21 protein-coding genes are annotated in these 26,423 nt (G+C 73.9%); 12 read left to right on the plus strand and 9 right to left on the minus strand.

All coding sequences use genetic code 11. From position 1 onward, the window contains the following. Positions 1-28: 28 nt before the first annotated feature. From ABZ479_RS04640 to ABZ479_RS04660, 5 genes are all read right to left on the minus strand, one after another. Positions 29-3,757: a S8 family serine peptidase gene (locus ABZ479_RS04640; protein WP_500459878.1), complete on the minus strand. Its 3,729-nt coding sequence runs from the start codon at positions 3,755-3,757 to the stop codon at positions 29-31. A gap of 788 nt (positions 3,758-4,545) precedes the next feature. Then, a complete protein-coding gene (locus ABZ479_RS04645) occupies positions 4,546-5,853 on the minus strand; it encodes a UDP-glucose dehydrogenase family protein (RefSeq protein ID WP_500459880.1) in 1,308 nt (435 codons plus the stop codon). 220 nt (positions 5,854-6,073) lie between these two features. Beyond that, positions 6,074-6,664: a GerMN domain-containing protein gene (locus tag ABZ479_RS04650; protein WP_500459882.1), complete on the minus strand. Its 591-nt coding sequence runs from the start codon at positions 6,662-6,664 to the stop codon at positions 6,074-6,076. Then, the gene (locus ABZ479_RS04655; protein WP_500460205.1) at positions 6,661-8,244 is read right to left on the minus strand and encodes a sensor histidine kinase; all 1,584 of its coding nucleotides are present in this window, start codon (positions 8,242-8,244) and stop codon (positions 6,661-6,663) included. The genes ABZ479_RS04650 and ABZ479_RS04655 overlap by 4 nt, the downstream gene beginning before the upstream one ends. Positions 8,245-8,357: 113 nt before the next feature. Beyond that, positions 8,358-9,047 carry a response regulator gene (locus ABZ479_RS04660; protein WP_500459883.1) on the minus strand — a complete coding sequence of 230 codons (690 nt, stop codon included), beginning with the start codon at positions 9,045-9,047 and terminating at the stop codon, positions 8,358-8,360. Between the two features lie 196 nt (positions 9,048-9,243). Between ABZ479_RS04660 and ABZ479_RS04665 the strand changes: the two genes are divergently transcribed. From ABZ479_RS04665 to ABZ479_RS04690, 6 genes are all read left to right on the plus strand, one after another. After that, entirely contained in the window at positions 9,244-10,113 is an 870-nt protein-coding gene (locus ABZ479_RS04665) for a DUF3152 domain-containing protein (protein WP_500459884.1), read from the plus strand. Between the two features lie 148 nt (positions 10,114-10,261). Continuing rightward, on the plus strand, positions 10,262-11,041 hold the full coding sequence (cseB, locus tag ABZ479_RS04670; RefSeq protein ID WP_500459885.1) for a two-component system response regulator CseB: 780 nt from the start codon (positions 10,262-10,264) through the stop codon (positions 11,039-11,041). Between the two features lies 1 nt (position 11,042). Beyond that, the gene (locus tag ABZ479_RS04675; protein WP_500459886.1) at positions 11,043-12,308 is read left to right on the plus strand and encodes an ATP-binding protein; all 1,266 of its coding nucleotides are present in this window, start codon (positions 11,043-11,045) and stop codon (positions 12,306-12,308) included. Positions 12,309-12,480: 172 nt separating this feature from the next. Then, complete coding sequence (locus ABZ479_RS04680) at positions 12,481-13,572, plus strand: D-alanyl-D-alanine carboxypeptidase family protein (RefSeq protein ID WP_500459887.1); 1,092 nt, start codon at positions 12,481-12,483, stop codon at positions 13,570-13,572. A gap of 37 nt (positions 13,573-13,609) precedes the next feature. After that, positions 13,610-14,566, plus strand: coding sequence for an endonuclease/exonuclease/phosphatase family protein (locus tag ABZ479_RS04685; protein WP_500460207.1), 957 nt, complete (start codon positions 13,610-13,612; stop codon positions 14,564-14,566). Between the two features lie 204 nt (positions 14,567-14,770). Continuing rightward, entirely contained in the window at positions 14,771-15,010 is a 240-nt protein-coding gene (locus ABZ479_RS04690; protein WP_500459888.1) for a hypothetical protein, read from the plus strand. Between the two features lie 69 nt (positions 15,011-15,079). Here the strand turns inward: ABZ479_RS04690 and ABZ479_RS04695 are convergent, their stop codons facing one another. Further along, positions 15,080-18,454 carry a S8 family serine peptidase gene (locus ABZ479_RS04695; RefSeq protein ID WP_500459889.1) on the minus strand — a complete coding sequence of 1,125 codons (3,375 nt, stop codon included), beginning with the start codon at positions 18,452-18,454 and terminating at the stop codon, positions 15,080-15,082. Between the two features lie 327 nt (positions 18,455-18,781). Here ABZ479_RS04695 and ABZ479_RS04700 point away from each other — a divergent pair, with 327 nt between their 5' ends. After that, positions 18,782-19,273 carry an SPW repeat protein gene (locus tag ABZ479_RS04700; RefSeq protein WP_500459890.1) on the plus strand — a complete coding sequence of 164 codons (492 nt, stop codon included), beginning with the start codon at positions 18,782-18,784 and terminating at the stop codon, positions 19,271-19,273. Positions 19,274-19,423: 150 nt separating this feature from the next. Here the strand turns inward: ABZ479_RS04700 and ABZ479_RS04705 are convergent, their stop codons facing one another. Then, positions 19,424-19,987: a hypothetical protein gene (locus ABZ479_RS04705; RefSeq protein WP_500459891.1), complete on the minus strand. Its 564-nt coding sequence runs from the start codon at positions 19,985-19,987 to the stop codon at positions 19,424-19,426. A gap of 191 nt (positions 19,988-20,178) precedes the next feature. Continuing rightward, on the minus strand, positions 20,179-21,876 hold the full coding sequence (locus tag ABZ479_RS04710; RefSeq protein ID WP_500459893.1) for a SpoIIE family protein phosphatase: 1,698 nt from the start codon (positions 21,874-21,876) through the stop codon (positions 20,179-20,181). A 438-nt stretch (positions 21,877-22,314) separates the two neighbouring features. Between ABZ479_RS04710 and ABZ479_RS04715 the strand changes: the two genes are divergently transcribed. Together ABZ479_RS04715 and ABZ479_RS04720 are read left to right on the plus strand one after the other, a co-directional pair. Next, complete coding sequence (locus ABZ479_RS04715) at positions 22,315-22,704, plus strand: winged helix-turn-helix transcriptional regulator (RefSeq protein WP_500459895.1); 390 nt, start codon at positions 22,315-22,317, stop codon at positions 22,702-22,704. Positions 22,705-22,795: 91 nt separating this feature from the next. Further along, entirely contained in the window at positions 22,796-23,011 is a 216-nt protein-coding gene (locus ABZ479_RS04720; protein WP_499600338.1) for a hypothetical protein, read from the plus strand. A gap of 41 nt (positions 23,012-23,052) precedes the next feature. On the opposite strand, the gene ABZ479_RS04725 is transcribed toward ABZ479_RS04720, so the two are convergent. Then, a complete protein-coding gene (locus ABZ479_RS04725; RefSeq protein WP_500459896.1) occupies positions 23,053-23,256 on the minus strand; it encodes a hypothetical protein in 204 nt (67 codons plus the stop codon). A gap of 306 nt (positions 23,257-23,562) precedes the next feature. Here ABZ479_RS04725 and ABZ479_RS04730 point away from each other — a divergent pair, with 306 nt between their 5' ends. Genes ABZ479_RS04730 through ABZ479_RS04740 form a run of 3 tightly spaced genes read left to right on the plus strand, consistent with a single transcriptional unit; the run spans position 23,563 to position 26,419 of the window. Further along, positions 23,563-24,237 (plus strand): helix-turn-helix transcriptional regulator, encoded by a 675-nt coding sequence (locus ABZ479_RS04730; protein WP_500460208.1) that lies wholly within the window; start codon positions 23,563-23,565, stop codon positions 24,235-24,237. 11 nt (positions 24,238-24,248) lie between these two features. After that, positions 24,249-25,256: an ornithine cyclodeaminase family protein gene (locus tag ABZ479_RS04735; protein ID WP_500459897.1), complete on the plus strand. Its 1,008-nt coding sequence runs from the start codon at positions 24,249-24,251 to the stop codon at positions 25,254-25,256. 32 nt (positions 25,257-25,288) lie between these two features. Next, positions 25,289-26,419, plus strand: a complete 1,131-nt coding sequence (locus ABZ479_RS04740; RefSeq protein ID WP_500460209.1) for a DSD1 family PLP-dependent enzyme — start codon at positions 25,289-25,291, stop codon at positions 26,417-26,419. Positions 26,420-26,423: the final 4 nt, after the last annotated feature.

Raw genomic sequence — 26,423 nt, forward strand, 5'->3', positions numbered from 1 at the left:
TGTGCCGCGGGTCCGGTGGGCGTGCGGCTCAGCGCAGGCCGAAGGCCCGGATCACCGTCTGGTGCACGGAATTGCCCGCCGAGTCCCCGGCGTTCGCCCGCAGCGAGACGAAGGACGCCGTGCGCGGGGCGTCGAGGCGGAACCGTCCGTCGCCGCCGCGGTCGGCCTTGTGCCAGGTCCGGCCGTCGTCGTACGACAACTCGAGCCCCACCGCGCCGATCCTGCCGGCCAGGCCCGCGCGCTGCAGGTGGGCGGCGGTGACGGAAAGGGTGTCGTGCCGCCCGGCGCGGCCCGCCGCGTCCGTGGCGATCCCGTAGTCGAGCTGCACCAGCGGCAGCACCACGGTGACGCCGTCGGTCGCCGCCTCGGAGACGAAGTCCCACTCGGTGCGCGTGCGCGACGAGTACGGCGTGTAGGTCACGTCGCGATCACCGGTGACGACCAGCCGGTAGGGCAGCCTGCGGGAACTGGGGGCGTCGCCCCATACGTCGGTGGCGCCGCCCTCGCCCAGCTCCGTGCCGCCCTGGTACAGGGACTGCCGCTGGGTGCCGGCCGGGTCCTGGTTCCATCCGACGTGGTCGCCGCCGCCCCAGGCGGGGACGTCGAGGTACAGGTGGTCGCCGCGGCGGGTGGGCGGGAGGTTGTTGAAGAAGGTGTCGTTCAGGAAGGGGCGCTGGACCGGCTTGAACCACTCCTCCGACTGCCTGCTGCCCGGCCGGTAGGCGGCCCTGGCGCCCTCCTCGAAGCCCAGGTACGGGACGTACGCCTGCTGGTGCCAGCGGACGCCGCTCGTGGAGACCCAGTCGGTGCGCTTCCCGTACGCGGGCTCCGGCATGAGGGGGCCCGAGGACCAGTCGACGCCGTCGAGCCACTCGTAGCGGAACTCGCTGCCGAGGACGTCGTGCTTCGGGCTCGCGAAGGTGACGTCGATCCGGGCCAGGTCCTTGGTGTCGCCCTTGACCGTCATCGTCGAGGGGATCTCGTTGTGCCAGACGTGCGCGAGGTCGTACACGTAGGGACTCGCGGTCTCGGACCCGACGGTGATCCGCGTTCCGCCGTTCGCGGCCTGCCGGATCAGCTTCTCGCCCTCCTCGGTGCCGAGGAGGCCGACGTCGAGTGCCACGGCCCGCTCGCCAGGCGGCGCGTAGGAGCGCAGCGGCCGGCCGTACCCGTTCTCCACGACGAGCATGAGCTTCGCGCCCGCGGCGACCGCGTTGGCGGCCTGGTCCCAGTCGCTGACGTCGTCGTTGTGCCGGACGACGACGGCCTTGCCGCGCGCGTCGAGGTGGGCGAAGTCCGTGGCCGACCCCTGGCCCGCGAAGACCAGGGGCAGCTTGTGGGTGCCCGCGGGCAGTGGGGTGACGCCCTCTTGGCGCAGGATGCCCGTGAAGTCGGTCGTGCGCGTGGCGACGGCCAGCGCCGGCTTCTCGGCCCGCCAACGGGCGGTCAGGGCGAAGTCGCCGTGGGTCACCTTGTGGGTGGTGGGCTGCGCCCAGATGCTGTCGTAGTACAGCCCGTCGGCGGCCAGACCGGACCGGACGCCGTTCATGACGCGGTTGTAGCCCAGCTTCTGGAACGTCACGTCGCTGCGCTGAGGGGTGGTCATCGCGATGCGCTTGGCCTTGGTGGCGTCGAACGTGACCGTGGTGTCGCGGTCCAGCAGGACGTCGGGGTCGCCGAGCAGGGCCAGGCCCCGGGAATGGGGACCGTGGACGCCCTCGACCTCCTGGTAGGAGAGCACCGAGTACACGTCGTCGGGCAGGAGCAGCTCCCTGGTGCCGGAGGGCCCGACACCGACGATCTCGGGGTCGTCGTGGCCGGCCCTCAGCAGCCAGACGTCGCCGGACGTCGGGTTGCCCGCGGAGTCCTTGAAGGTGAGGGTCAGCTGGTGCATCGTGGCGGAGCCGAGGGAGACGGCGGTGTGCGCCACGGCCTTGCCTGCGGCGTCCGTCGCGAGCACCTGGCCCGAGTAGTGGGTTCTGGCGGCGCCCGCGGAACCGTCGATCGTCAGCGTGACCTCGGCGGTGCCGTGTGCCGGGACCATGACGTCGGACGCCGACAGGCGGAACATGCCGGCCGGAGCCTGCGGCGCCTCGACGGACAGCGCGAGCGATACCGGTGTGCCCGTGGTGTTGGTGTACGTCACCGGGCGCCGGACGGTGCCGCCCTCGTCCTGCGCGGCGGAAGCGGTCGCGTAGGCGGTCGCGGAGGCGAAGACCTCGGCCTGTGCCGCCGCGGCGACGTCCAGCCGGCCGCTCCCCGCCTCGAAGGCGTCGTACGCCGGGGTCCGCAGCGAACTGCTGGCCAGCAGGTCCTTCAACTGCGGGCCGGTGAGCGGCGGGTGGGCCGCGGCGAGCAGGGCGGCGGCGCCCGCGACGTGCGGGGTGGCCATGGAGGTGCCGCTCATCGACTGGTAGGCGCCCTGGTCGTTGCCGTCGAATTGGGAGTTGGCCGCCAGGATGTCGACGCCGGGGGCGGTGATCTCCGGCTTCAGCGCGCCGTCGACACGAGGGCCCCTGCTCGAGAACGGGGCCAGCGCGTCGGTGGCGTCGACCGCACCCACGGTCAGCGCCGAAGCGGCCGTACCGGGTGTCGCGACGCTGCCCTGAGCACCCGAGTTGCCCGCGGCGACCACGAACAGCGCGCCGGTCTGGGCGGTCAGCCGGTCCACGGCGAGGCTCATCGGGTCGGTGCCGTCGGACACCCCGGCACCGAGGCTCATGTTGACGATCCTGGCGTGCTGGTCGACGGCCGCCCACTCCATGCCGGCCAGGGCGTAGGAGATCTGTCCGCTGCCGTACTTGTCGAGCACCTTGCCGATGTGCAGCCGGGCGCCCGGCGCGACGCCCTTCTCCTTGCCGCCGGAAGCCGCACCGGTGCCGGCGATGATCGACGCGACGTGGGTGCCGTGTCCGGCGTAGTCGTCGGTGGTCTCGTCCGGTACGAAGCTCTGCCGGTTCGCGATGCGGTCCGCCAGGTCCGGGTGGCTCGCGTCGACGCCGGTGTCGAGGACGGCGACGTCCACGCCCTGCCCGGTGTCACCGCCCTGCCAGACCTGCGGGGCGCCGATCTGTGCGGTGCTGTCGGCGAGGTCGGCGTGGACGGGCGCGTCGAGCCAGATGTGCGCTATGCCGCCGGCGAAGGACGGCCGGGTGTTCCGCGCCCGGGTGCCGTCGCCGGCCGCCTTCCCGGCGACGGACTCCCAGAAGTCGTCCGCGCGGGAGCGGTCGGCGGTGAGGGCGGCGCCCTGGATGCTGTCGAGGGTCCGTACCCGGCGCGCGCCCTCGGGGACGGCGGACGCGCGGCGCGCGGCGCCGGGCTCGGTGTAGGAGACGATCAGTGGCAGCCGGTCACGGTGGGCGTCGTCGTAGCCGTCGGCGATCAGGCCGGTGACGTTGAACAGTTGCCGGTCGAGGGTGCCCTGCGCCAGGAAGGGCAGCACGGACTCCGGATAGACGTACAGGTCGTCCCCCGCCGTCACGATGCGCGTCCGGGCCGGCAGCCCGTCGGCGCCGCGGACGGTGACGGTACCGCCGGAACCGCCGCCGCCCCGGGCGGCCTGACCGGTCGTCACGACGTCGCCGGTGATCAGTGTGACGGTGTGGTTCCCCGCGGGCACATGGTCCGCCGTGGACGCCGGTGGGGGAGCCGGGGTGCCGACGGGGGTGACTGCCTCAGCCCCGATCGGGCTGGTGAGCGCGAGAGCCGAAGCGGCGGCGATGACCGGCACACTCCAGCGTTTGACGTGTGATCTCAACGGTGTCCCTGCGATGGGTCCGGGCAGGGGACGAGACCGTCCTCTGCCGTCCAGGGCGCCGGCCGTTGCGGGGTGGCGTCACCTGGGCTGGGTGATCATATGCACGGATGAATTCGCTGTGAAGAGTGGTGCCCGTTCATTGTGAACCGTGTGGCCCCGATGCAGGTGCCCTCGTGCTAGCCCCGCCCGGGTGGCGGTCGGTCCGGTGCGGCTCCGACCGCCCAAGTGCCGTACGACCTGCGGCGGCGCCGGGTCGACCGTGGGCGGCGGTCGTGCCGCGGCCTCCCGCGGAGCTCAGGATGCGACGTCGAGTGCCAGATCACACTGTTCGTTCCTCTCAGCCGTGGCCATCCGGCTCGCCGGGACGTAACCTGCGGGGATGAAGGGACGGTTCGCCGACGTGTTGCGAGGCCTGATGGACCATCGACGCCCGACCCCCGAGGCCGTCGCCCAGGCGTCGGGCCGCGCCGCGTCGGCGATCGGCATCATCGAGGACATCAGCCCCGTGCCGGAGATGCCGGTGGCCGGCCTGCGAGTGATCGCGGGCCTGCCCGACGCCCCGGTACCCGGCCGCTCCGCCCCCCCCACCGGGCCGCGACCGGGATCGGCGAACTCGTCGCCGTCGCGAGCCGGCTCACCCCGGAGCAGGTGGCGCCGGCGCGCCTGGTCACGATCGCCCGTGACCACGGGTCCGCCACGGCTGACTGACGTGTCGTCACGTCCGCGGGGTCACACGGCGTCGCGTCACGGCGAGCGGAATGCCGGTGACGCCGGCGGACCGACGCGCATCAGCCGTGGACGGTGCGGCGCCCGACGCTCATGTAGGTGAAGCCCAGACCGGCGATGGTCGCCGGGTCGAGCACGTTCCTGCCGTCGAAGACCAGCGGCCGGCGCATCACGGCCCGCGCCTGTGCCCATGGGACGTGGGCCAGATGGGGCCACTCGGTGACGATCAGGGCCGCGTCGGCTCCGGTCATCGCCTCAAGGGGGGTGGCGTGGCGGGTCGTCGACGACCACGGCTCGGCGTCGCCGGGCTGCGCGAGGGGGTCCCAGGTGTGGACCGCGGCCCCCTCGGCCAACAGCCGGGACGCGATCACCGTGCTGGGGGCCTCGCGCATGTCGTCCGTGCCGGCCTTGAAGGCCAGACCGAGCAGCGCGATCGACCTGCCACCCAGGCCGCCCAGTTCGGCCTTGAGGCGCTGGATCGCCCGGCGCGGTTGCAGGTCGTTGACCTCGATGACGGCGGTCAGCAGCTGGAAGGCGTATCCGGCGTTGCTGGCCATGGCCCGCAGCGCACGGGAGTCCTTGGGGAAGCAGCTGCCTCCGTAGCCGAGCCCGGCCTGCATGAAGTGCGGGCCGAGCCGGTGGTCCAGGCCGATCGCGCGGGTCACCTGCTCGATGTCGGCTCCGGTGGCCTCGCACATCGTCGCGATCTCGTTGGTGAACGTGATCTTCGTGGCGAGGAGGGCGTTCGCGGCCAGCTTGACCATCTCGGCGGACGCGGTGTCCATCACCTCGACGGGGCCGTCGATGCCTTCGTGCAGGTTCGCGACCAAGGCGGCGACGAGCGGATCGTCGGCGCCGACGACGATCCGGTCCGGGTGCAGGAAGTCGGCGACCGCCTTGCCCTCGGCGGTGAACTCCGGGTTGGAGGCGTAGCCGACGTGGGCCAGGCCGGCCGCGTCCAGGGCGGCGCGCACCCGCACCGCGGTGCCCACCGGGACGGTGCTCTTGACCACCACCGCGGACAGGTGCGCCGCGGTCTTCAGCGCGTCGATCACGGACCACACCCTCGACAGGTCCGCGTCGCCGGAGGCCGTGGGCGGGGTGTCCACGCACACGTACGCGACCTCGGCGTCCCGGACGGCGACCTCGGCGTCCAGGGTGAAGGTCAGCCGCTCCTTGTTCCGGGCGACCAGGTCCCCCAGCCCCGGCTCGTAGATGGGCATGTCACCCGACTCCAGGACGCGGATCCGCTCCGCCTGGATGTCACGGACCACGACGTGGTGTCCGAGTTCGGCGAAGCAGGCCCCGGTGACCAGGCCGATGTAGCCGGCGCCGAAGACGGCGATCCGACGGGGGGACGGGTGAGTCATGCGTACGATCCCATCCATGCTGGGGGCGGGCGAAACGCCCCGTCGGGGCGCGGCATCGGGCAGCATAGCGGCTCGTGGGGGCGGTCCTGACGGGCCGTGAGGCATGAGCGACGGCGCATACGGTCATGTGCCCGGGAGTGCGCGGGGCCCGTGGCCGTGCCGGATCACGGGAGCAGGGGCCGGGCTGACCTCGGCGTCGTCGTAGGCCGGCGCCCGGCGGTCACTGCCCGGCCGGGGCGGGGCACGAGGGGCCGGCTGTCTGGGTCTTGGTCCAGCCGTCGCCGAGGACGTGGACTGTGGCGTCGGGGCGGGCGTCGGAGGGGGGCTCGCCAGCGCCGCCGACGGCGCCGCCGGCGGCGTCCGTCGAGCGGGACGAGGTGAACGGCCCGCCCACGCCGGACACCGTGCAGGCCAGCTGCATCATGGCACGGCGGCTGAACGGGGGCAGGCCTTTGGGGAGTTGCACGTAGACGCCGTCGCTGCCGGTTTTCACCTGCAGCCCGTCCTTCAGGCGGGGCAGCTCCGTGGTGACCTGCGTGGCCTCGTCGGGGCTCGGTCCGCCGAACAGCATGCGGACGGCCGCTTCGGCGTCCCAGGGGGTGGTCGCCTTGCGGACGTAGGCCCTCGGCTTGCCGTTGTCGAGGAAGTAGAGGGAGACGAGGACCGGCTTCGCGTTCTGCGGGACGGGGGAGTACATGCCGCTCGCCGGTTCGCCGGCCTCGATGACCCCGGACGGGGGGACCCCGCAGGCCGTCAGCGCGAGCCCTGCCGCGAGCCCGGTCGTGAGCGCCGCCAGGCGCGCGCGCCTCACCGGGCACCCGCGTCGTCGTCGGCCGCGGGGTCGCCGGGGGCGCCGTGCAGGGGGAGCTCGACCGTGAACGCCGCGCCGCCCCACAGCAGGTTGGCGGCGCTCACGCGGCCGCCGTGCAGGCGCACGTTCTCCGCGGTGATGGCCAGGCCCAGCCCGCTGCTCTCGCTCCTGGTGCGTGAGCTGCTGGCCTTGTAGAAGCGTTCGAAGATGTGCGGCATGGCTTCCTCGGCGATCCCCGGTCCGTTGTCGGCGACCTCGATGACGGCCCACGGCACGCCCGCGGGATCCTCGCGGACGCCCACCGTCAGCCGCACCGGCGGCTCCCCGTGCCGCAGCGCGTTGCCGACGAGGTTGGCGAGCACCACGTCGAGCCGGCGCGGATCCACCCGGGCCCGGAGCGCGCCGGGCGGGGGCAGGTGGGTCTCCACCCCGCCCTGCCATCCCCGGGCGGCCAGGGTGTGCTGGACGAAGTCGGCCAGGTCGATCTCGTCCACGTTGAGTTCGGCCGCGCCCGCGTCGAAGCGGGAGATCTCCATCAGGTCGTTCACCAGCACGCTCAGCCGGCTCGTCCCCTCGCTGACGAGCCGCAGCGCCTCGCCGGTCTCCCGGTCCAGGCGCAGTGCGTTCTCGTCCAGGACGTCCGTGACCGCCGACATCGCCGCGAGCGGGGTGCGCAGTTCGTGGGAGACGTCCGCGACGAAGCGGCGGGCCTGGGCCTCCATGCGGCGCAGCTCCGCGACCGACCGTTCCAGCGCCGCCGCCGTGTGGTTGAAGGACTGGGAGAGGTCGGCGAGTTCGTCGGTCCCGTTGACGGCCAGCCGGACGTCGAGGTGCCCCTCGGCCATCCGGCGCGTCGCGCCGCGCAGCGCCCGTACGGGACGGAGCACTCCGCTCGCGGCCAGCAGTGCCAGGACGACGGCGAGGCCCAGGGCGACCAGGGTGGCGTGCTCGATGGCGCTGACCATCGCCTCGACGTAGGCCTGTTCGGTGTCCTGCGGCACGGCCAGGTACATCACGAGCCCGGACAGCGTGGGCTCCTTGGCCTCGCCGCTGTCGTAGGTGACCGGCAGGCCGACGACGAGCCAGGGGCGCCCGTCGGCGTTCACGCGCTGGAACACGGCGGCGCGCTTGGTCGCCACCGAACGGCGCAGTTCGGGGCTGAGCATGTCGAACTGGGCGCCCACCGCCCAGGCGCGCAGGTCGCCGTAGGTCGCCATGACCCGCCACTGCTGGGACTGGTTCGCGCGCTGCACATGGTTCACCGCCGCATCCAGGTCCGACTGGCCCGGCCGGAGGGGGATGTTGAGGGCCGCCTCGTTCACGCCGGCCCGGAACTGCCGGATGACGGCGTCCTGGCTCTGCTGCAGCACCCCCGTGCGCGCCTCCCGGAAGGCGACGGCCCCGGTGCTCAGGGCGCCGGCCATGGTCACCAGGACGAAGGCCACCACCAGTCGGGAGCGCAGCCCCCGCAGTGGCAGCGGCACCTTCTCCAGTGCCGCCTGGTGGAACCGCCGCCGGCCGCGGCGCCCGGCCGGGGCGTCGTGGGCCGTGGGGGCGGAGCCTTTGGCGTCGTACGGCATGCCGGCGGAGCCCGTACCGGCGGAGCCCGTGGCGTCGTGGGCCGTGGCGTCGTGGGCCGCGGCGCTCCCGTGCTCCCGGGCGGCCCGTCGCGCCCGCGCCGGTCCCCGGCGGCTCACGCGGTACCGAAGCGGTAGCCGAAGCCGCGCACGGTCTGGATGTACCGGGGTGCGCCGCCCAGTTCGCCGAGCTTGCCGCGCAGCCGCTTCACGCAGGCGTCCACGAGCCGTATGTCGCCGTAGTAGCTGTGCTCCCAGACGGCTTCGAGGAGCTGCTGGCGGCTGAAGACCTGCCCGGGCGAGGCCGAGAGGGTCAGCAGCAGCCGGAGTTCGGAGGGGGCGAGCGCGACGGTCTCGCCGCGGTGCGTCACCACGAGGCCGGCCCGGTCGATGGCCAGCTCCCCGTGCGACTCCGCCCGGGGCCGCACGGAGTCGGAGACCGACGCGTCCTGCCGGCGCAGCACGGCCCGTATGCGCGCGTCGAGCACGCGGGCCTGCACCGGCTTGACGACGTAGTCGTCCGCCCCGGCCTCCAGGCCCACGACCACGTCGATGTCGTCGCCCTTGGCGGTGACCATGATGATCGGCACCTGGTCGCGTTCCCGTATGCGCCGGCACACGTCGAGACCGGAGATCCCCGGCAGCATCAGGTCGAGCACGACGACGTCCGGATGGAAGGGGCGGAGCTGCTCCAGTCCCTCCTCACCCGTTCCGGCGGCGAAGACGTCGTGCCCCTGGTGTCGCAGCCCCAACTGGACGGCCTTACGGACATCTGGGTCGTCTTCGACAATCAGGACTCGTGGCACTTCGCCAGTGTAAGCAGATCGCGATCGGCGGCCGTCCCGGGAAAGGGCCCCTCGTGGGAGCTGTTACAGAAGGGTCATACCCGGGGCGCGGGGGCGGCTCCGTCGCCGGCGAAGACGTCTTCCGGCAGGCGTGCGTTACCGTTTCGTGATCCGGCGAGCTCATGGCGATCATTTCGGATGGCCACTTTGAGCTGCCATGGATGCATCCCACCGCGCCGGCCGCCACCGCACCTCGGGCCGCAGGCGCCGTCCGCGCCGCCGGAGCCGGCGCTATCTGGTCGTCACGCTGGCGGTCGCCGGACTGCTCGGCTCCGTCGCGTTCTTCCTCGAGGGCGGGCGCGGCGAGGCCTCGGACGGGGCGCGGCACCGGCGGAGTGTGGCGCACGTCACGCCCTCCCCCTCCCCCTCACCCACGGCGACGCCCACCCCGCCCCCCAAGCCCAAGCCGACGAAGAAGCCGACGAAGAAGCCCACCCCCGCCAGGATCGGTGTCCCCGCGACGGGCAGCGGCACGTTCGTCACCGCGCAGGCCGGCGGCGTGAAGGTCGGGCGCGGCCCGCGGCCGCTGCGCTACGTGGTGAAGGTCGAGACCGGCCTCGACGTCTCGCCGGCCCAGGCCGCCGACGAGATCGCCGGCATCCTCGCCGCGCCCCGCGGCTGGACCCACAACCCCGCCTACGCCTTCCAGTTGGTGGGCGCGGGACAGCCCCACGACCTCACGGTGAGCATCGCCACGCCGGGCACGGCCGACGCCCTGTGCTGGGCGGGCATCCACCAGGACACCCAGGGCGAGTACAACTGCGAGGTGCCCGGCGGGGTCGTGGTGAACCTCAAGCGCTGGGCCGAGGGCTCGCCCACGTTCAAGGGGCCGATCCACGACTACCGGGCGCTGATCGTCAACCACGAGATGGGGCACTTCCTGGGCTACACGCACACGACGTGCGCGGGGCCCGGGCAACTCGCCCCCGTGATGATGCAGCAGATCAAGGGCCTGCACGGTTGTGTCGCCAACGCCTGGCCCTACGACGGGCACGACCGCTTCGTCACGGGACCGCACGTGCCGTGACCCCCGTTACGCCTGATGCCGGTGGGGCCGTCGTGAGGCGCAGCGCCCGCTGATACACGGTTGATGCGCGGCCGAGCGGCGGCGGATGCCCGGCAGGGACCCGCCTCGCGCATGATGGAGGCCCTGTACCTGCGTCCGATGGGAAGAGATGTCGGTTTCCGTGACAGAGGGGGCGGCGGCCCCGGCGCCCGTGACCGTCCTGCTCGTCGAGGACGACGAGGTGATCCGCAGGGCCGTCACCATGGCGCTGGAGCGCTACGGCTACCGCGTCACCTCGGCCGCCGACGGCCTGACCGGACTCGAACTGTTCCGGGAGGGCCGCCACGACCTGCTCCTGCTGGACGTGATGCTGCCGGGCCTGGACGGCATCGGGCTGTGCCGGCGGGTCAGGGAGACCAGCATGGACCCGATCCTGATGATGTCCGCGCGCGGCGACGCCCTCGACGTGGTCTCCGGCCTGGAGGCGGGCGCGGACGACTACGTGGTCAAGCCCGTGGACACCGCGGTGCTGGTGGCCCGGATCCGGTCCCTGCTGCGGCGGGCGACCTTCACCCCCGTCACCGGCCCGGGTCCGTCCGGTTCGGGTCCGTCCGGCCTCGGTCCGTCCGCCCCGGCGGCCCGGCCCGAGCGGCCGGAGGACGCCGCACGCCTCGTCTTCGGCGACCTGACGATCGACACCGCGGGCCTCGAGGTGTCCCGGGCCGGCGCACCGGTCGCGCTCGCGCCCACCGAACTGCGGCTGCTCCTGGAGTTCGCCGCGAACCCCGGCGTGGTGCTGGACCGGAACACCTTGCTGCGCAACGTGTGGGACTACGGCTGGGACGGCGACAGCCGCGTGGTGGACCTGTGCGTGCAGCGGCTCCGGAAGAAGGTCGGAGCCGAGCGGATCGAGACCGTCCGCGGCTTCGGCTACAAGTTGCGGCGCTGACATGGACACCGTCCGCGAGCTGCTCAACTGGCGTTCCCTGCGCTGGAAGATCGCCCTGCTCGTCACCCTGGCCTGCTGCGTGATCGCGCTCACCGTCGGAGTGCTGGTCCACCGCAGCACACTGGCACGGTCGATGAACGACGGCGGCGCGAAGGCCGCGGCGCAGCTGGAACAGGCCGTGGTCGCGTACAAGGACAAGGGAACACCGCCCGACGGGCTGGAGACGGTCCCCGAGGCGATGCCCGGCGAGCTGCTCGACCGGCTGCGGCACGGCCAGGGACCGAGCGCCGGCTACGCCACCTGGTACGACGGCGACAGCCCCGGGGACCACCCGCGGATGTGGGCGGCGCGGCTGTACCGGGACCGGCCGGTGGCGGTCGCGACCGACATGACGCCCGACCTGCTCACCCGGCGTGCCCTGGACCGGCACATGTGGAAGTACTCCCTGGCCGCACTGGCCGTCGTCGTACCGCTGACGCTGCTCGCGGCCGAGCTGCCGCACCGCAGGCTGCGGCGCGTGGCGCGGACCGCCCGCCGCATCGCGGCCGGCGACCTGGCCGCGCGGACCGCCGCCGGCCCGCCCGGCCGTCGCGGCGGCGACGAGATCACGGAGATCTCCGCCACCGTGGACTCCATGGCCGACAGCCTCCTCGGGCGGCTGACGACCGAGCAGCGCTTCACCGCCGACGTCGCCCACGAGCTGCGCACCCCGCTCATGGGCCTGGTCACCGCGAGCGGGCTGCTGCCCGAGGGGGAGGCCACCGACCTGGTCCGGGACCGGGTGGGGGTGCTGCGGGACCTGGTGGAGGACCTGCTGGAGATCTCCCGGCTCGACGCGGGCGCCGAGCGGGCCGAAGCCAGACCGGTCCCGCTCGCCGAGGTGGTCGGGGAGTCGCTGGCCCGCACCGGACTGCCGGCCCGGTTCACCCCGGACGGCGCCGCGCGGGCGAGGACCGACCCGCGCCGGGTCGACCGGATCGTGGCCAACCTCGTCGTCAACGCCCACCGGCACGGCGGCGCGCCCGTCGAGGTCGCGGTGGCGGGCACCACCGTGACCGTGCGGGACCACGGTCCGGGCTTCCCGCCCGAACTGCTCGCGGACGGGCCCCAGCGCTTCCGTACCGGGGTGTCGGAGCGGGGGCGGGGCCACGGCCTCGGGCTGACCATCGCGCTCGGCCAGGCCCGGGTCATCGGCGCGTCGCTGTCCTTCGCCAACGCGCCCGACGGCGGTGCCGTCGCCACGCTGCGGCTGCCTGCCTCCGGCTGAGCCGCCGCCGGGCCCGGGCGCGACCGAGCCGGGGCGCGCCGGGGTCGATACACGACGGATGACCGGCAGAGCGGTGGCGGAGACACGGTGACGGCCGGGCCGACACCGGCGCGCCCCACGGTGGGCGGTGTGCGTGAGAGCCACGCCGTGAACCCGTGGAGGTGCCCCGCCCATGCGCCCGGTCCCCGAACCCCGAGAGCACGAAGCGCCAGGTCCCCCGCCGCCGCGGTCCGGGGGACCGCGGCCCCTGCCGGGCGCGTCGCGTCCGCCGCGGCGGATCCCCGTCCCGGTCGCGGCCGGGGCCGCCGCCCTGGCGACCCTGATCGGCCTGGGCGCACTGGTCGTCACCACGGGGGACGACGGCCACGGGGCCGGGCGCTCCCGTACGGACGGTGACCACCGCGGGCGCACGGTTCCGCGCCTGACCGTGCCGCTGCCCTGGCCGTCCCAGGGGCAGGCGAGCGTCCTGGTGGAGGGGCTGGCCGACCTCGGGACGAGGGGCGAACAGCGTCCGGTGCCGATCGCCAGCGTCACCAAGGTGATGACCGCCTACGTGGTCCTGCGCGACCACCCGCTGCGCGGCGGGGCGACCGGCCCCCGGATCACCGTCGACCGGCAGGCCGCGGACGAGTCGGTGTCCGGCGTGGAGTCCAGCGTGCCGCTCCGGGAGGGGCAGCGGCTGAGCGAACGGCGGCTGCTGGAACTGATGCTGATCCCCTCCGGCAACAACGTCGCCCGCATGCTGGCCCGTTGGGACGCCGGCACGCAGGAGGCGTTCGTCGACAAGATGAACCGCGCCGCCGACGACCTCGGCATGGACCGGACGACCTACACCGGGGCCAGCGGCATCGAGCCCACGACCGTGAGCACCTCCGGCGACCAGTTGAAGCTGGCCCGGCAGGTCATGCGCGACCCGGTCTTCCGGGCCGTCGTCGCCCTGCCCAGCACCACGGTGCCCGGTGTGCCCGGGCCGATCGCCAACACCAACACCCTGCTCGGCACGTCCGGTGTGATCGGGCTCAAGACCGGCTCCAGCACCCCCGCGGGCGGCGCCTTGATGTGGGCCGCCACCGCCCCCGACCGCGACGGGCACGGCCATCTCGCCCTCGGCGTGGTCCTGCACCAGCGTTCCGGCACCAGCCCGCAGGAAGGCCTGAACGCCGCCCTCGGCGCGAGCCACGCGCTGGTGGAGGGCGTACGGCGGTGGGTGGCCGGGACCGACCCCGGCTCCGCGGCTCGCGGTGCCCGGGCCGGGGCCAGGTGAGCCGGCCGTGACCACCCTCCTGCGCACCCCCGGCGCCCTGCCGGACCCCGCCGGCGAAGACCGTCCCGGCGGCCGCCCCGGCGCGTGGCGGCGCGGCCGCGTCCCGGCCGCCGTCGCCGCCGTGGCCGCACTGCTGATGGTGGGCCACGCCCACGTCCCCAACGCGGCCGGCCACCTCGGCAGCCTCCTGGAGACCTTCCTGCCGTGGACCGGGCTGGTCGTGCCGGTCCTGCTGCTGTGCGCGCTCCTGCGGCGCTCGGCCACGGCCGCGGTGGCCGTACTGCTGCCCACCGTCGTCTGGTGCGCCCTCTTCGGCGGCACGCTGGCCGACAAACGGGCGGCGGGCGGCGACCTGACCGTGGTGACGCACAACGCCAACGAGGAGAACCCGGACCCGGCGCGCACCGCCGGTGCCCTGGCGGCCTCCGGCGCCGACCTGGTGGCCGTCGAGGAGGTCGGCGACAACGCGACCGCGTACGGCGCGGCGCTGCACGCCCGCTACCCCTACCAGTCGGTGCAGGGCACGGTCGGTCTGTGGAGCCGCTACCCGCTCGCCGACGCCCGGACGGTCGACATCGCGCCCTGGCCGCGCGCTCTGCGCGCCACTGTCCGTACCCCCAAGGGCCCCGTCGCGGTCTACGTCGCCCACCTGCTGTCGGTCCGGGTCACGCCGTTGTACGGCTTCGGCACGGCCGGGCGGGACACCGCGGCACGCGCCCTGGCCGCCGCCCTGCGCGCCGAACCCCTGCCCCGCACCGTGCTCATGGGCGACTTCAACGGCACCGCGGACGACCGGGCCCTGGCCGAGGTCACGTCCCAACTGCGCTCGGCGCAGGCCGAGTCGGGCGCCGGATTCGGTCTGACCTGGCCGGCGTCGTTCCCCGTGGCCCGGATCGACCACATCCTGGTGCGCGGCCTGCAACCGCGGTCGGCCTGGACCCTCCCCTCCACCGGCAGCGACCATCTGCCGGTCGCGGCCTCGTTCCGCCTGTGAACAGCCGGCCCCCCCACGACCCGCGACGCCCCCCACGGCCCGCCCGGCCGCACCGCCGCCCCTCCGTCAGCAGTGCCGCGGTGCCGCGGTGACACGGGGGCTGACGCCGGTGCAAGGATTTCCCACGCAGGCGGCTGCCGACGACGGTCACGAACCGCCGGCCGGCCAGGCCATCACGACCATCCCCGCGAGGTAGGCACATCGGTGATCGAAATCCACCTGGCAAGGGCAGTGCTCTCCGCCATCATGCTGCTCGATCATTCGTCGCCCGATGAGATCGATCGCGACGTCGCCTCCCAAGGGCTCGAGAACATCGCGGCGGAACTGGACGCGATGGACGAAGCGGAGCGTCAGGAGTTCAGGCGCGTTCTCGGCCGCATCGCCGAGGCGGAGCCGGACGACGCGGCGTACGTCGATGAGTTGCCCAGGCTGCTGGGCTGGTGAGACCGGGCCGCCCGCGGCGGCGCGCAGGCCCCGGGCGGACGGCCCGGGGCCCACGCGGGGGGCGGAGGGCTACGCGGTGGTCCGGTAGGCGCTGTAGATCGTCTGCCGCACCGTGTTGCCGTGCGCGTCCGTGAGGACGACGCGCAGCGAGACCGTGCCCGGGCGGGCGGGGTGGCGCAGTTCGAGCCGCTCGCGGTCGGCGACCTCGGCGGGCCGCCAGGTCCTCCCCTCGTCGTACGACACGGAGACCGCCAGCTTGCGCGCGGTGCGTGCGGTGGCCGCGCCCTCGACGGTGAACGGGACGGTGAAGGCCCTGCCCGCCCTGGCGGTGCTGGCCGCCCCCAGGTCGGGCGTGAAGCGCACCGCCGACAGCGGCAGCCAGGCGACGTCGTCCCCCGCCACGTGGGCGGAGTGGAAGGTCCACTCCGCGGTGACCCGGGTGCTGACCGCGGAGTTCGACCGGGCGCGCGTGACGTCCGTGGTGAGCCGGTAGGCCCGCCGCCCGGGCGGCAGGGTGTGGGTGTCCCCGTCGAGGGGTGTGCCGGCGGTGAACACCGGGGTGCCGTCGGCGTACAGCGCGCTCCGGGCCGCGGTGTAGTCGGAGACGCCCGCGTGGCCCGCGCCGTCGGAGAACAGCGGCACGTAGGCGCTGAAGTCGTCGCCGGAACGGATCGCGCCGGTCGCCTCCCCGCCCGCGGCGTAGAGGTGCGGACCGAAGACGCCCACGTTGAACCGCTGCGCGTAGCGCCTGCCCGCGGTGTAGGCCCTGGCGCGGGTGACGGTCTGCCCGCTGTCCCACTGCGGTTCGCCGTCCGCGCCCGGAGCGCCGTACTGGTTGATGGCGTACTGCCACTTCACGCCCGGCAGGACGTAGTCGGTGACGGTGCGCGGCAGGGCGACCTCCTCGGGGAAGAAGTCGAACAGCGAGCCGTTGGGCAGCAGGGGAGCGGCGCTGAGGCTGCCGGTCTTGCCCGGGGCGGGTGCGCCGATGGTGACGGCCAGTTCGGCGAAGTCCCGGCGGCGCAGTTGTGCGGTGAATCCGGAGAGGTCGCCGGTGCGGTTCCAGACCGGCCGGTAGTTCACCGGGCCGTGGCTCCACGTGCCGTTGTACTGCGCGAACGCCTCGTCCGCCGGGAGGGGCGCCCCGAGTTGTCCGACGCGCAGGTCGTCGAAGCCGCGCATGACGTACGTGGCGGTGTAGCCCGCTCCGCCGACGGCGACGCCGAAGTTGAGCATGGCATCGGTGTGCCGGGCCGCGCGGTCGGGCACGGTGATGCGGACGGGCCGGGCCTCGCGGGCGTCCATGACCAGGGTGGTGTCCCGGTCCAGGGTGAACTTCGGGTGCAGCAGCAGGGCCAGCCCCCCGTCGTCGGGACCGGCTCCGGTGGCCACGCGGCCCTCGAGCGTGTAGCGGCCCTTGGGCAGCCGCATCGTGAACTCGCCGTCCGTGGGGTCGGCGTAGTCCCGCCAGATGTCGCCGTCCAGCCCGTACACGCCCGTCTCGGCGTCCCCGGTGGGCTCGCCCCGCAGGTCCAGGTGCCTGACCGTCAGGTCGTACGACTCGACCTCGCGGTGCACGCCGAACGCGGTCCGCACGGTGGTGTCCCCGGCCGTCGCGGTCACCGACCCGCCGAAGGCGCCGTCGGCGGTGCCCGCACGGGGGTCGGCGGTCACGGACGCGGTCGCGGTGCCACCCGTCGGCACGGTGAGTCGCGCCGGGGAGACGGTGAACATGCCCTCGGCGGCGGGCTTCCCGTCGTCACCGAAGGCCTCGGTGGCCAGGGCGAGGGTCACCGGACGGTCGCCGTCGTTGCGGTAGACGATCTCCTTGGTGACGGGCAGGTCGTCCGTGTGGGGCCAGCGCGCCGTCCCGAAGCCCAGCGAGGGCGGACTGCCGGTCACCTGGCGGGTGATGGCCCGCCGCACGTCCACGCGGCCCGTTCCCTGCGCGTACGCGGAGAGCCCGGGGGCGGCGACGGCGGAACCGGTCAGGACGGCCTTGATGCGCTCCCCGTCCCAGTCCGGGTGCTGCTGGGCGAGGATCGCGGCGGCGCCGGCCACGTGGGGGGCCGCCATCGACGTGCCGCTCATCGACACGTAGCCGTCGGCCGCCGGTTCGCCCTCGGTGCCCTCGGCGGCCCGCGCGGCGACGATGTCCACGCCCGGGGCCGTGAGGTCGGGCTTCAGGCTGCCGTCGGCCGTGGGGCCGCGGCCGGAGAACTCGGCGACGGCGTCCGTACGGTCCACCGCACCGACGGTGAGCGCGGCGGCGGCGCTCCCCGGCGAACCGATCGTGCCCGCGCCGGGACCGCTGTTGCCCGCGGCGGCGACGAACAGGGTGCCGGACTCCGCCGACAGTTCGTTCACGGCCTGCTCGACCGGATCGGTCTCCGAGGAGTCGTCGATGCCGAGGCTGAGGTTGACGACCTTTGCACCGCGGTCCACGGCCCACTGCATGCCGGCGATGATGCCGGAGGCGCTGCCCGATCCGCTGTCGCCGAGGACCTTGCCGCTGATGATGCGCGCCCCGGGCGCGACGCCCTTGTACGTCCCGCCCGACCGGGCCCCGGAGCCCGCGACGGTCGAGGCCACGTGCGTGCCGTGGCCCACGCGGTCGACGGTGTCCGGCGCGTCGGAGAAGTTCACCTGCGCGTCGACGCGGCCCTGGAGGTCCGGGTGCGTCGCGTCCACCCCGGTGTCCAGCACGGCGACGGTGACACCGGTGCCGTCGAAGCCGGCCGCCCAGGCCGCGGGGGCGCCGATCTGCGCCGTGCTCCGGTCCAGGCTCGCCTCGTACGTGCCGTCCAGCCAGATCCTCTCGACGTCCGCCGAGGTGGCGGCGGCCGCGGAACGCCCTTCCGCACCACTGCCGGTGAGCGTCCTCCACAGTGCGGCGGCCTCGGACTTGCGGGCCCGCAGGGCGTCGCCGTTGACGCTGGGCAGGTCCCGGGTGACCCGGGCGCCGGCGGCCGACAGCGAGCGCGCAGCGACGGAGCGGCCCTTGGCGTAGCTGACGATCAGCGGCATGTCGGGGCGGGAGGCGTCGTCGTACCCGAAGCCCACCAGCCGCGTCACGTCGAAGAGTTGCCGGTCGGCGGTACCGTCGGCGATCAGCCGCTCGGCGTCGCGCGGCACCACGACGGTGTGCCCGCCGGCCGCCCGGGAGACGCGGAAGGTGATGCCCTCGCGCCCTTCGGCGGCCCGGACGCCGACGACCTGGCCGGCGCCGTCCAGGCTCACCTTGTCGCCGGTGACGAGGGTGACCGTCCGCGCGGCGGGGGCGCCGGCGCCCGGTGCGGGCCCGGGAAGCGATCCGGTACGGGCCGCGCCGTCGGACGGTGCGGCCTGCACGACGCCGGCCGTTCCGCCCAGCAGGGCCGTGGCGACGGTGACGGCGATGAGCGGGGCGAACGCCGCAGCCGGCGCTCGTCTCTGGTGTGTCAAGGCATGCCTTTCTTACCGGGCACGGCGAAGCGGCCGGTGGGTGGAGGGGGACACCGCGCGAGGCGGTTGACGGGGTCGCCTCTTACCTGTCGATCCCGGCCGCCGGGTTCCCGTTCTCCCGTGCCGGGTTCGCCCGTGACCGGGTCGTCCGGAGGGCGTTGCCGTGGCTCCACACGCCAGGACCCGGCGGACCGCCGCCGACGCGGCCGGGGCACGCACCTTCGGGATCGCACCGTCCGGCCCGGAACATCGCTCGACGGGACTCGGACGCACGAGTGCGGGTAAGGGGATTATGTGACATGTTCGGAATGAACGGAGATGGTCCGTATGTCTCGGACGCAACCCGGCATCGAGCAGCACCCCGATCTGCTCGAACTGCGCGCGGACTACGAGCGCGCGACCGCCACCAACCGCGGTCAGGCCGTCGCGGCCATGGGCCTGCTCACCGGCACCTACCTGGCCGCTTCACCGTGGATCGTGGGCTTCAACTCACTGTTCGGCTTCAACGCGCTGTCGACGATCGCCGTGAGCAACCTGATCGCCGGAATCGTGTACGCCCTCCTCATGGGAGGCGTGGGACGCGGCTTCGAGCGGACCCACTCCAGGGCCTGGGCGGCAGCGGTGATCGCCCTGTGGACGATCATCTCGCCCTGGTGCGTCACGGGCAACGTCAGCACCACCCGCACCATCACCAACAACGTCGTCGTCGGCGTGATCGGGTTGGTCCTGGCTCTCGCGGCGGCGACGCTCCGTCCCGACAGCCTCCGCCGCGGTCACCGCGACGCGTCGCGCTCGACGGGAGGCCTGGGAAAGGTGTAGCAGGCCGCTTCGGTCCCCCCGGGCGCGCGACCGGCACAACTGCCCGGGCCACGCGGTGCCTTGCGCGCCTTGCGCACGCGCGACCCGGTGCCGTCCGGGCACGGCCGGGCCCGGCGCACCGTGCGGTGCACCGGGCCCGGCCGGCTCATGTCAGGGGGTGGCCCTGTTCGCGCAGACGACGACCGCGTACACGCCGGGGGTGCCCACCCCGGCGGGAACCGCGTTGACGATCCACGAGGTGGAGGGATTCCCGCTCGGGAAGCTGCCCACGACCGTGGCCGTGACGACCTTGAACCCGCCGCCGATGGCCAGCTGCCCGGCGGGGCAGGCCAGCGCGTGGTCCTGACCGTCGGCGGGGAAGAGCTGCACCAGGGTGTTCGCGCCCGCGAGACCGCCCGACGCACCCGGAACGCCGGGGGTGCCCTGAGGTCCTGCGGGCCCGGCGGGCCCGGCCGGGCCGGGCGGACCGGCGGGACCGGCCGGTCCCTGCGGTCCCGGGACGCCGGGGATGCCCGGACGGTTCAGGCAGTAGTTGGGGAGCGTCGGATACGGGTAGCACGGGTGCATGGACCGCTGCCCGGCGCTCGGCGCCGCGGTGCCGCCGTCCGCGGGGGCGGCGTACGCCGCGCCCGTCACGAAGCAGGACGCGAGTGCCGCGCTCGCGGCGACCGTCCACACGCGGACGAGGCCGAAGCGCCGCTGTGCCGATGACATGGGCCTGGTTATTCGGTACAACACGTCACCTCCAGGTATGGGTTCTCCGTGGGCGGCCTGTGCCGCCCACCCCGCCGTACGCGGCGGGGACTGTCCTGTCACGAGGGACGAACCCACAGCAAGGATCACTTTTGGTGTCGGTGTACGCACGCTGGGTAGCCGAAGGGGTGATGTGCCGTCCCCGGCCGCGCTCAGGACCGGGGCAGCCGCAGGGCGAGCAGGGCGATGTCGTCCACGTTGCCGGGCGGCATACGGGCCAGGAGCTGGTCGCACAACTCCTCCAGCGGCTCGTCGGCGAGCGCCAGGGCGTTGCGGCGGAGCCGGCTGAGGCCGGTGTCGAGGTCGACGCCGGGCAGTTCGACGAGACCGTCGGTGTAGAGCAGGAGCGTGGACCCGGCCGGCAGGGGGGTGGCGGCGTCGGGCCGGCGGTCGCGGGTGCCGACGCGGGCGCCCAGCAGCGGGCCGCGCGCCTCGTCGAGGTAGCGCCCGTGGCCGTCCGGCGTGAGCAGCAGCGGCGGCGGGTGCCCGGCGTTCGTCCAGCGCAGGGTCCAGGGGCCGTTGCGGGGTCCCTCGACGCGGGCGAGGACGAGGGTGGCCATGGGGACGGTGGTGATCGCGAGCATGGCCTCGTCGAGGCGGTCGACGACGGCACTGGGGGGCTCGGTGCGGTCGTAGGCCAGGGACCGCAGCATTCCGCGGAGTTGGGCCATGCCCGCGGCGGCGGTCAGGTCGTGGCCGACGACGTCGCCGATGACCAGCGCGGTCACGCCGTCCTTGAGCTGGAACGCGTCGTACCAGTCGCCGCCGACCTGGGAAGCGGCGGGTGCGGGCTCGTAGCGGGCGGCCATGAGCAGCCGTCCGGGCCGGGGCAGCGGGGCGAGCAGGTTGCGCTGCATCGCCTCGGCCACGTCCCGCTGGCGGCCGAACCGGCGGGTGTTGTCCAGCACCTGGCCGACCCGGCGCCCGATGTCCACGACCAGCTGGAGTTCGTCGTTGCCGAAGGGGACGGCGGGGTCGGCGCGGACCAGGGTCAGCGCCCCGGTCGCGTGCCTTCCCGAGCCCAGCGGCACGGTGAGCGCCGATGCCGCCCCGACCGACTGCAGGAAGCCGTTGTGCAGCGCGGCCAGCGGGGAGTCCGGACGTGCCGCCGCCCCGGCTTGCTCGTGGAGCACGGGCACCGCCCCGCGCACCGCCTGGACCAGCGCGGAACGCGACTCACCGGCGGAGGGGAGGCGGGCGCGCCAGCCCTCCTGCCCGCGGTCCCGGCCGTCGGGGCCGGTCACCGCCACCCGGTGCGTCTCGTCGTCGCCGACGAGCAGGTCGACCGCCACCCAGTCGGCCAGGCCCGGGATCAGCAGGCGCCCGAGGCGGGCGAGCGCCTCGTCCGTCTCCAGGGTCTGGCTGAGCACCGCGGTGATCTGTGCGACCAGCGTCAGGCGGCCGGTCAGGTCCTCCAACGCGTGCATGTGCTCGGCTCGTTCGGTGCGGTCGTCGGAGAGGGCGGCGAACACCACCGCGGTGCCCTTGAACGCGTCACCGTCCGCCACCGGTGCGGCGGACCAGGAGACCTCGACCAGCTTGCCGTCGGCGCACAGGTACCTGTCGCCGTCCGCGCGGCCCGCGTTTTCGCGGCGGGTCAGTGCCTCGAGCAACGCGCACCGCGCCCCGGTGCGCCCGGGGTCCGCGTGCCGGTGCACGAGGTCGTGGAAGTCCTCGCCGGCCATCGCCTCGGCCGTACGGTTCAGCAGCCGTTCGGCGGCCGGGTTGGCCGCGACGACGCGCCCGGACGGGCCGACGACGACCAGCGACACCACCAGATGGTCGACGACCTGCCGCCAGAAACCCGGCTCGGAGGCCCACTGCCGGCCCCCGTCGGCCCCGTCCGACACCGCGCCCTCCATGATCGTCCCTGTTCGCCGTGCGGCGCCGGCCCGTGCGGGGCGTGCCCGTGGACGGCGACCGCCCCTCCATGCTCCCGCGTGAGCGAACCCGGCCGCGGCCGACACGACGGGACGCGGGGCACGACGCCTCGGGGCGGCGTGCCGCTCGCCGCCATGGCCGTGAGCACGATCGCGGTGAGCGTCGCGAAGGCCCCGCACGCCGCCGGTGGGGGTCGCCCCCGGCGGCCTGCGGATGCCGTGACGCGCGTCGTCCTCGGTGGTCGTGGTGGGTGCGGTGTGCGGTCCGGCGCGCCGTGGGGGCGCGAGGCCAGGTCGTCTCCCAGGCCGCGGGGCGCGCCCCCTGCTGCCAGGGAGGGCCCGTCCTGGTACCGACGGGACCAGGCACGACGCCCCGCCCCACGGCCGTACGCGGCTACGCTCCGAGGCATGACCACGGCATCCCAGGAGACGGCTGGCCACCGGCCGCCGGTACCGCGCCTGGAGCGCGGCTCCGTCCACGACGAGGCGTGCCCCAGCTTCCAGGGCGCGGTCGAACTCGTCGGACGTCGCTGGACGGGGGCGATCCTGTCCGCGGCGGCCCAGGGCGCGCGCCGCTTCGGCGAGTACCGCGCCGTCATCTCCGGCATCTCCGACCGGCTGCTCGCCCAGCGGATGAAGGAGCTCGAGGCCGAGGGCCTCATCGTGCGCTCCGTCATCCCGAGCACCCCCGTGCAGGTCCGCTACGAGCTGGCCCCGGACGGCGAGGCGCTCATCGCCGCCCTGCAGCCGCTGGCGCAGTGGAGCGTGCGCCGCCTGAGCCGCACCGGAAGGACCTGATCAGGAAAGACCTGCCCCGGGAAGGGTGTATTCCGGTGCAGATGGGTAATAACTACGCAAAATCTCCGGAGGTAGCACAGAGGGGTGCCACATGACCCGAGGAGCCGAGGGAATCCCCTACCCCACTCCCCGAGCGGACGTCGACCTGGCCCGCGGGTGCGGTGCGTGCTTCAGCTGGGGCACCGTCGTCACCGACCAGGGCCGACACGAACTCTGCCCCGACTGCCAGACCGGCCGGCCCGAGGCTCCCCCGCGCGCCAGGGCCGTGCGGCTGCGCCCCGGCTCGCGCTACGTCTCGCCCCGCTGAGCCCGCCCGTCCGCCCGTCCGCCCGTCCGCCCGTCACGTCCTCACCATGCCTCCGGCCCGCCCCCGCGCCACTCCACCTGCGCGGGGTCGGTGAGGCTGACCGCGCCGGCGTCGTACCCGGCGAGCCACAGGAACCGCAGCAGGTCCGAGAGCGCGTACGCGGTGCCGAAGTAGTCTCCCCGGATCACGACCCTCCGCCCGTCGAGCGGCGGTTCCACGATCACCGGCGGCCCCTCGGTGCGCATGTCCCCAGCCTGCCCATTCGCCGGCGGGAACGCACCGCGGAAAGGTCCGGCGGCGTGGCGGGGGTCGCCGAATTCGGCCACGCCGGCTGGTCCCCGCAACGGTGTTCGCTGCGACGTGTGGGCAGCCGAACCCTGACACCCGTGCTGCTCCCGGACGCGTCCGGCTCGTGCCCCGGCCCCTGTCGCCGTGCTCCCGGGTGCCGACGGCCCGGCGGGGTTGAACACGGCTCGGAACATGCTTTAGCATCATTGTCTAAAGATGGAATGTGAGTCCAGCGTCGAGGAGGGTGGGCCGTGGAGCATCCCGTGGCCGAGGAGCCGGAGGGCGACCGCAGGGGTCCCGCGGCCGTTGCCGCGGCCGAGGGCGATGAGCACCTCGTCCGCGAGGCGGAGAAGATCGCTGTGGCCTTGGGCCGCATGTTTCCCGGGCTGTGCGAGGTGGTGCTGCACGACCTGCGGGACCCGCGGCAGGCGATCCGGGTGATCGAGAACAACCTTTCCGGCCGGGAGGTCGGGGATTCGGCCACGGAACTGGGCCTGGCCCGCATCGCGGATCCGCAGTACCCGAGCGTGATCCAGAACTACCCCAACCGGTTTCCCGACGGTCGGCCGGTGAAGAGCACGTCGATCGGCATCAAGAACGCCGAGGGCCAGTACATCGCCGCCCTGTGCCTGAACCTCGACGTGTCCGTCCTGTCGCCGGTGACGCTGGCGTTGTCGAACCTCGTGGCCACCGATGTCGAGCACCGCGAGCACCCGCTGGAGAACTTGCGGGACCGCAACGTGCGCGAGCTGCGCCGAACGGTGGAGGCGCTGGCCGCGGAGCGCGGTGCCACCCCCCGGTCGCTGAGCCGGGACGACAAGAAGGCGCTCGTCCGGCAGCTGCAGGGCGAGGGCTACTTCGAAGGGCGCGACGCCGCGCAGACCATCGCGGACCTGCTGGGCGTGTCCCGGGCCACGGTCTACAACTACGCCAAGTAGAGGGGCCGTACATGACCGACACCGGACCGGCCGCACCCTCCGCCCCTGCCCCTTCGCCCGGTTCCGGCCCGCCGTCGGACGCAGGCCGTGGCCTGCTGTTCATCCCCGAGGAACAGACGGCCACGCTCGTGGACGAGGAGCTGGCCCTGGAAGCGGCACGCACGGCCTTCGCCGCGACGGTGCACGGCGTGGTCTTCCCTTCCCTGGCCGTGCACGGCTCTGATCCGCGCAACCGGTTCACGCTCAAGCCGTCCGCGTCCGGGACGCATGCCGGGGTGAAGATCGGCTCCTACTGGCCGGACAACCTGCAACGTGGGCTGCCGCGTCACCACTCCACCGTGCTGCTGCTCGACCAGAGGACCGGCCGGATCGCCGCCGTCCTGGAGCTCGGTGCCGCGAACGCCTACCGGACCGCCGCGGCCGACGCGCTCGCCGTCGATTTGCTCACCCCCACCGGCGCCGCCACCCTTGCCGTCTTCGGCACCGGCCATCAGGCCGCCCATGAGGCGCGGGCCGTCGCCCGGGTCCGGCCGATCGGCGAGATCCTGATCGTGGGACGCGACAAGGCCCGTGCCGCGGCCGTGGCCGCCGCACTCACCGCAGAGGGACGCACAGCACGTGCGGCCGGTGCCGAGGAAGCCTGCGCGAGCGCCGACGTGATCGTCACCGCCACCACCGCACGGGCCGAAGACCCGCCCCTGTTCGATGCCGAGTGGGTCCGCCCCGGCACGCACCTGTCCTGCATGGGAGCCGACGCCCCCGGAAAGCGGGAGCTGCCCCCCGCCCTGTTCGCCCGCGCACGGGTCTTCTGCGACCTGCCCGAGCAGGCGCGCCGCATGGGCGAGAGCCAGCACGCACCCGAGGACACCGTCCTCACCCCCCTCGGCGAGGTCCTCACCCGGCGCGCCCAAGGACGCACCGACCACCGTGACATCACGGTCTTCGACAGTTCCGGGATCGGACTGCAGGACCTGTACCTGGCTCTGGCCCTCCTGAAGAAGATGGACATCTCCCTGTGACCACCACCTCCGCCCCCGCCGCACAGACCCTGATGGATCCGGACACCCCGTTCGCCGTCGTCGACGTGCACAAGGTCCTTCGCAACATCGAGCGCCTGCGGGCCAGGGCCGGCCGGCTCGGGGTCACCCTGCGCCCGCACATGAAGACGGCCAAGAGCCTGGACGTCGCCGCGCTCCTGAACGACGGCGACACGTGTCCCGTCACCGTCTCCACCCTCGCCGAGGCCGAGGCGTTCGCCGACGGCGGCTACACCGACATCACCTACGCCGTCGGCATCGACCCCCACAAGCTCCCCCGCGTCATCGCTCTCCTGCGCCGGGGCGTGACCGTGCGGGTCCTGCTGGACAGCACCGAGCAGGCCGTCTTCGTCGCCGAAGCCTCCGGGCGGGCCGGCCTGCCCGTCCCGGCCCAGATCGAGATCGACTGCGACGGCCACCGCGGTGGCATCAAGCCCGACGACCCCGCCCTCACCGAGATCGGCCGCATCCTGCACGACGCGGGCTGCCTCGACGGCGTGCTCACCCACGCGGGCGAGTCGTACTACGCCTACAGCGCCGAGGAGCAGCGCCTGGCCGCTCGGAACGAACGTGACGCCGCGGTTGCCGCGGCCGAACGTCTCCGTGCGGCCGGTCTGCCCGTGGCCTGCGTCAGCGTCGGCTCCACCCCCACCGCGCACGCGGCCGAGGACCTCACCGGGGTCACCGAACTGCGGGCCGGCAACTACGTGTTCTTCGACCTGGTGATGGCCGGCCTCGACGTCTGCCAGGTGCAGGACCTCGCCCTGTCGGTGGTCGTCACCGTCATCGGCCACCGCCCCGAGTACGGGTGGATCGTCACCGACGGCGGCTGGATGGCCATGTCCCGCGACTGCGGCACCGCAGCCCAGGCCCAGGACCAGGGCTACGGTCTGGTCACCGACATGGCCGGCCGCCTCATCCCGAACCTGGTCATGACGGCCGCGAGCCAGGAACACGGCACCCTCACCGCCCGCGACGGCACCGGCCTGCCCGACCTGCCGGTCGGCACCCGGCTGCGCATCCTGCCCAACCACGCCTGCGCCACCGCCGCCCAGCACCACGGCTACCACGTCGTCGACAGCGGCAAGAGCGCGGAGCCCGCCCCGGTGATCCACGCGCGCTGGCCCCGCATCACCGGCTGGTGATCTG

The organism is Streptomyces sp. NPDC005722 (assembly GCF_040630935.1).
Taxonomy (GTDB): Bacteria; Actinomycetota; Actinomycetes; order Streptomycetales; family Streptomycetaceae; genus Actinacidiphila.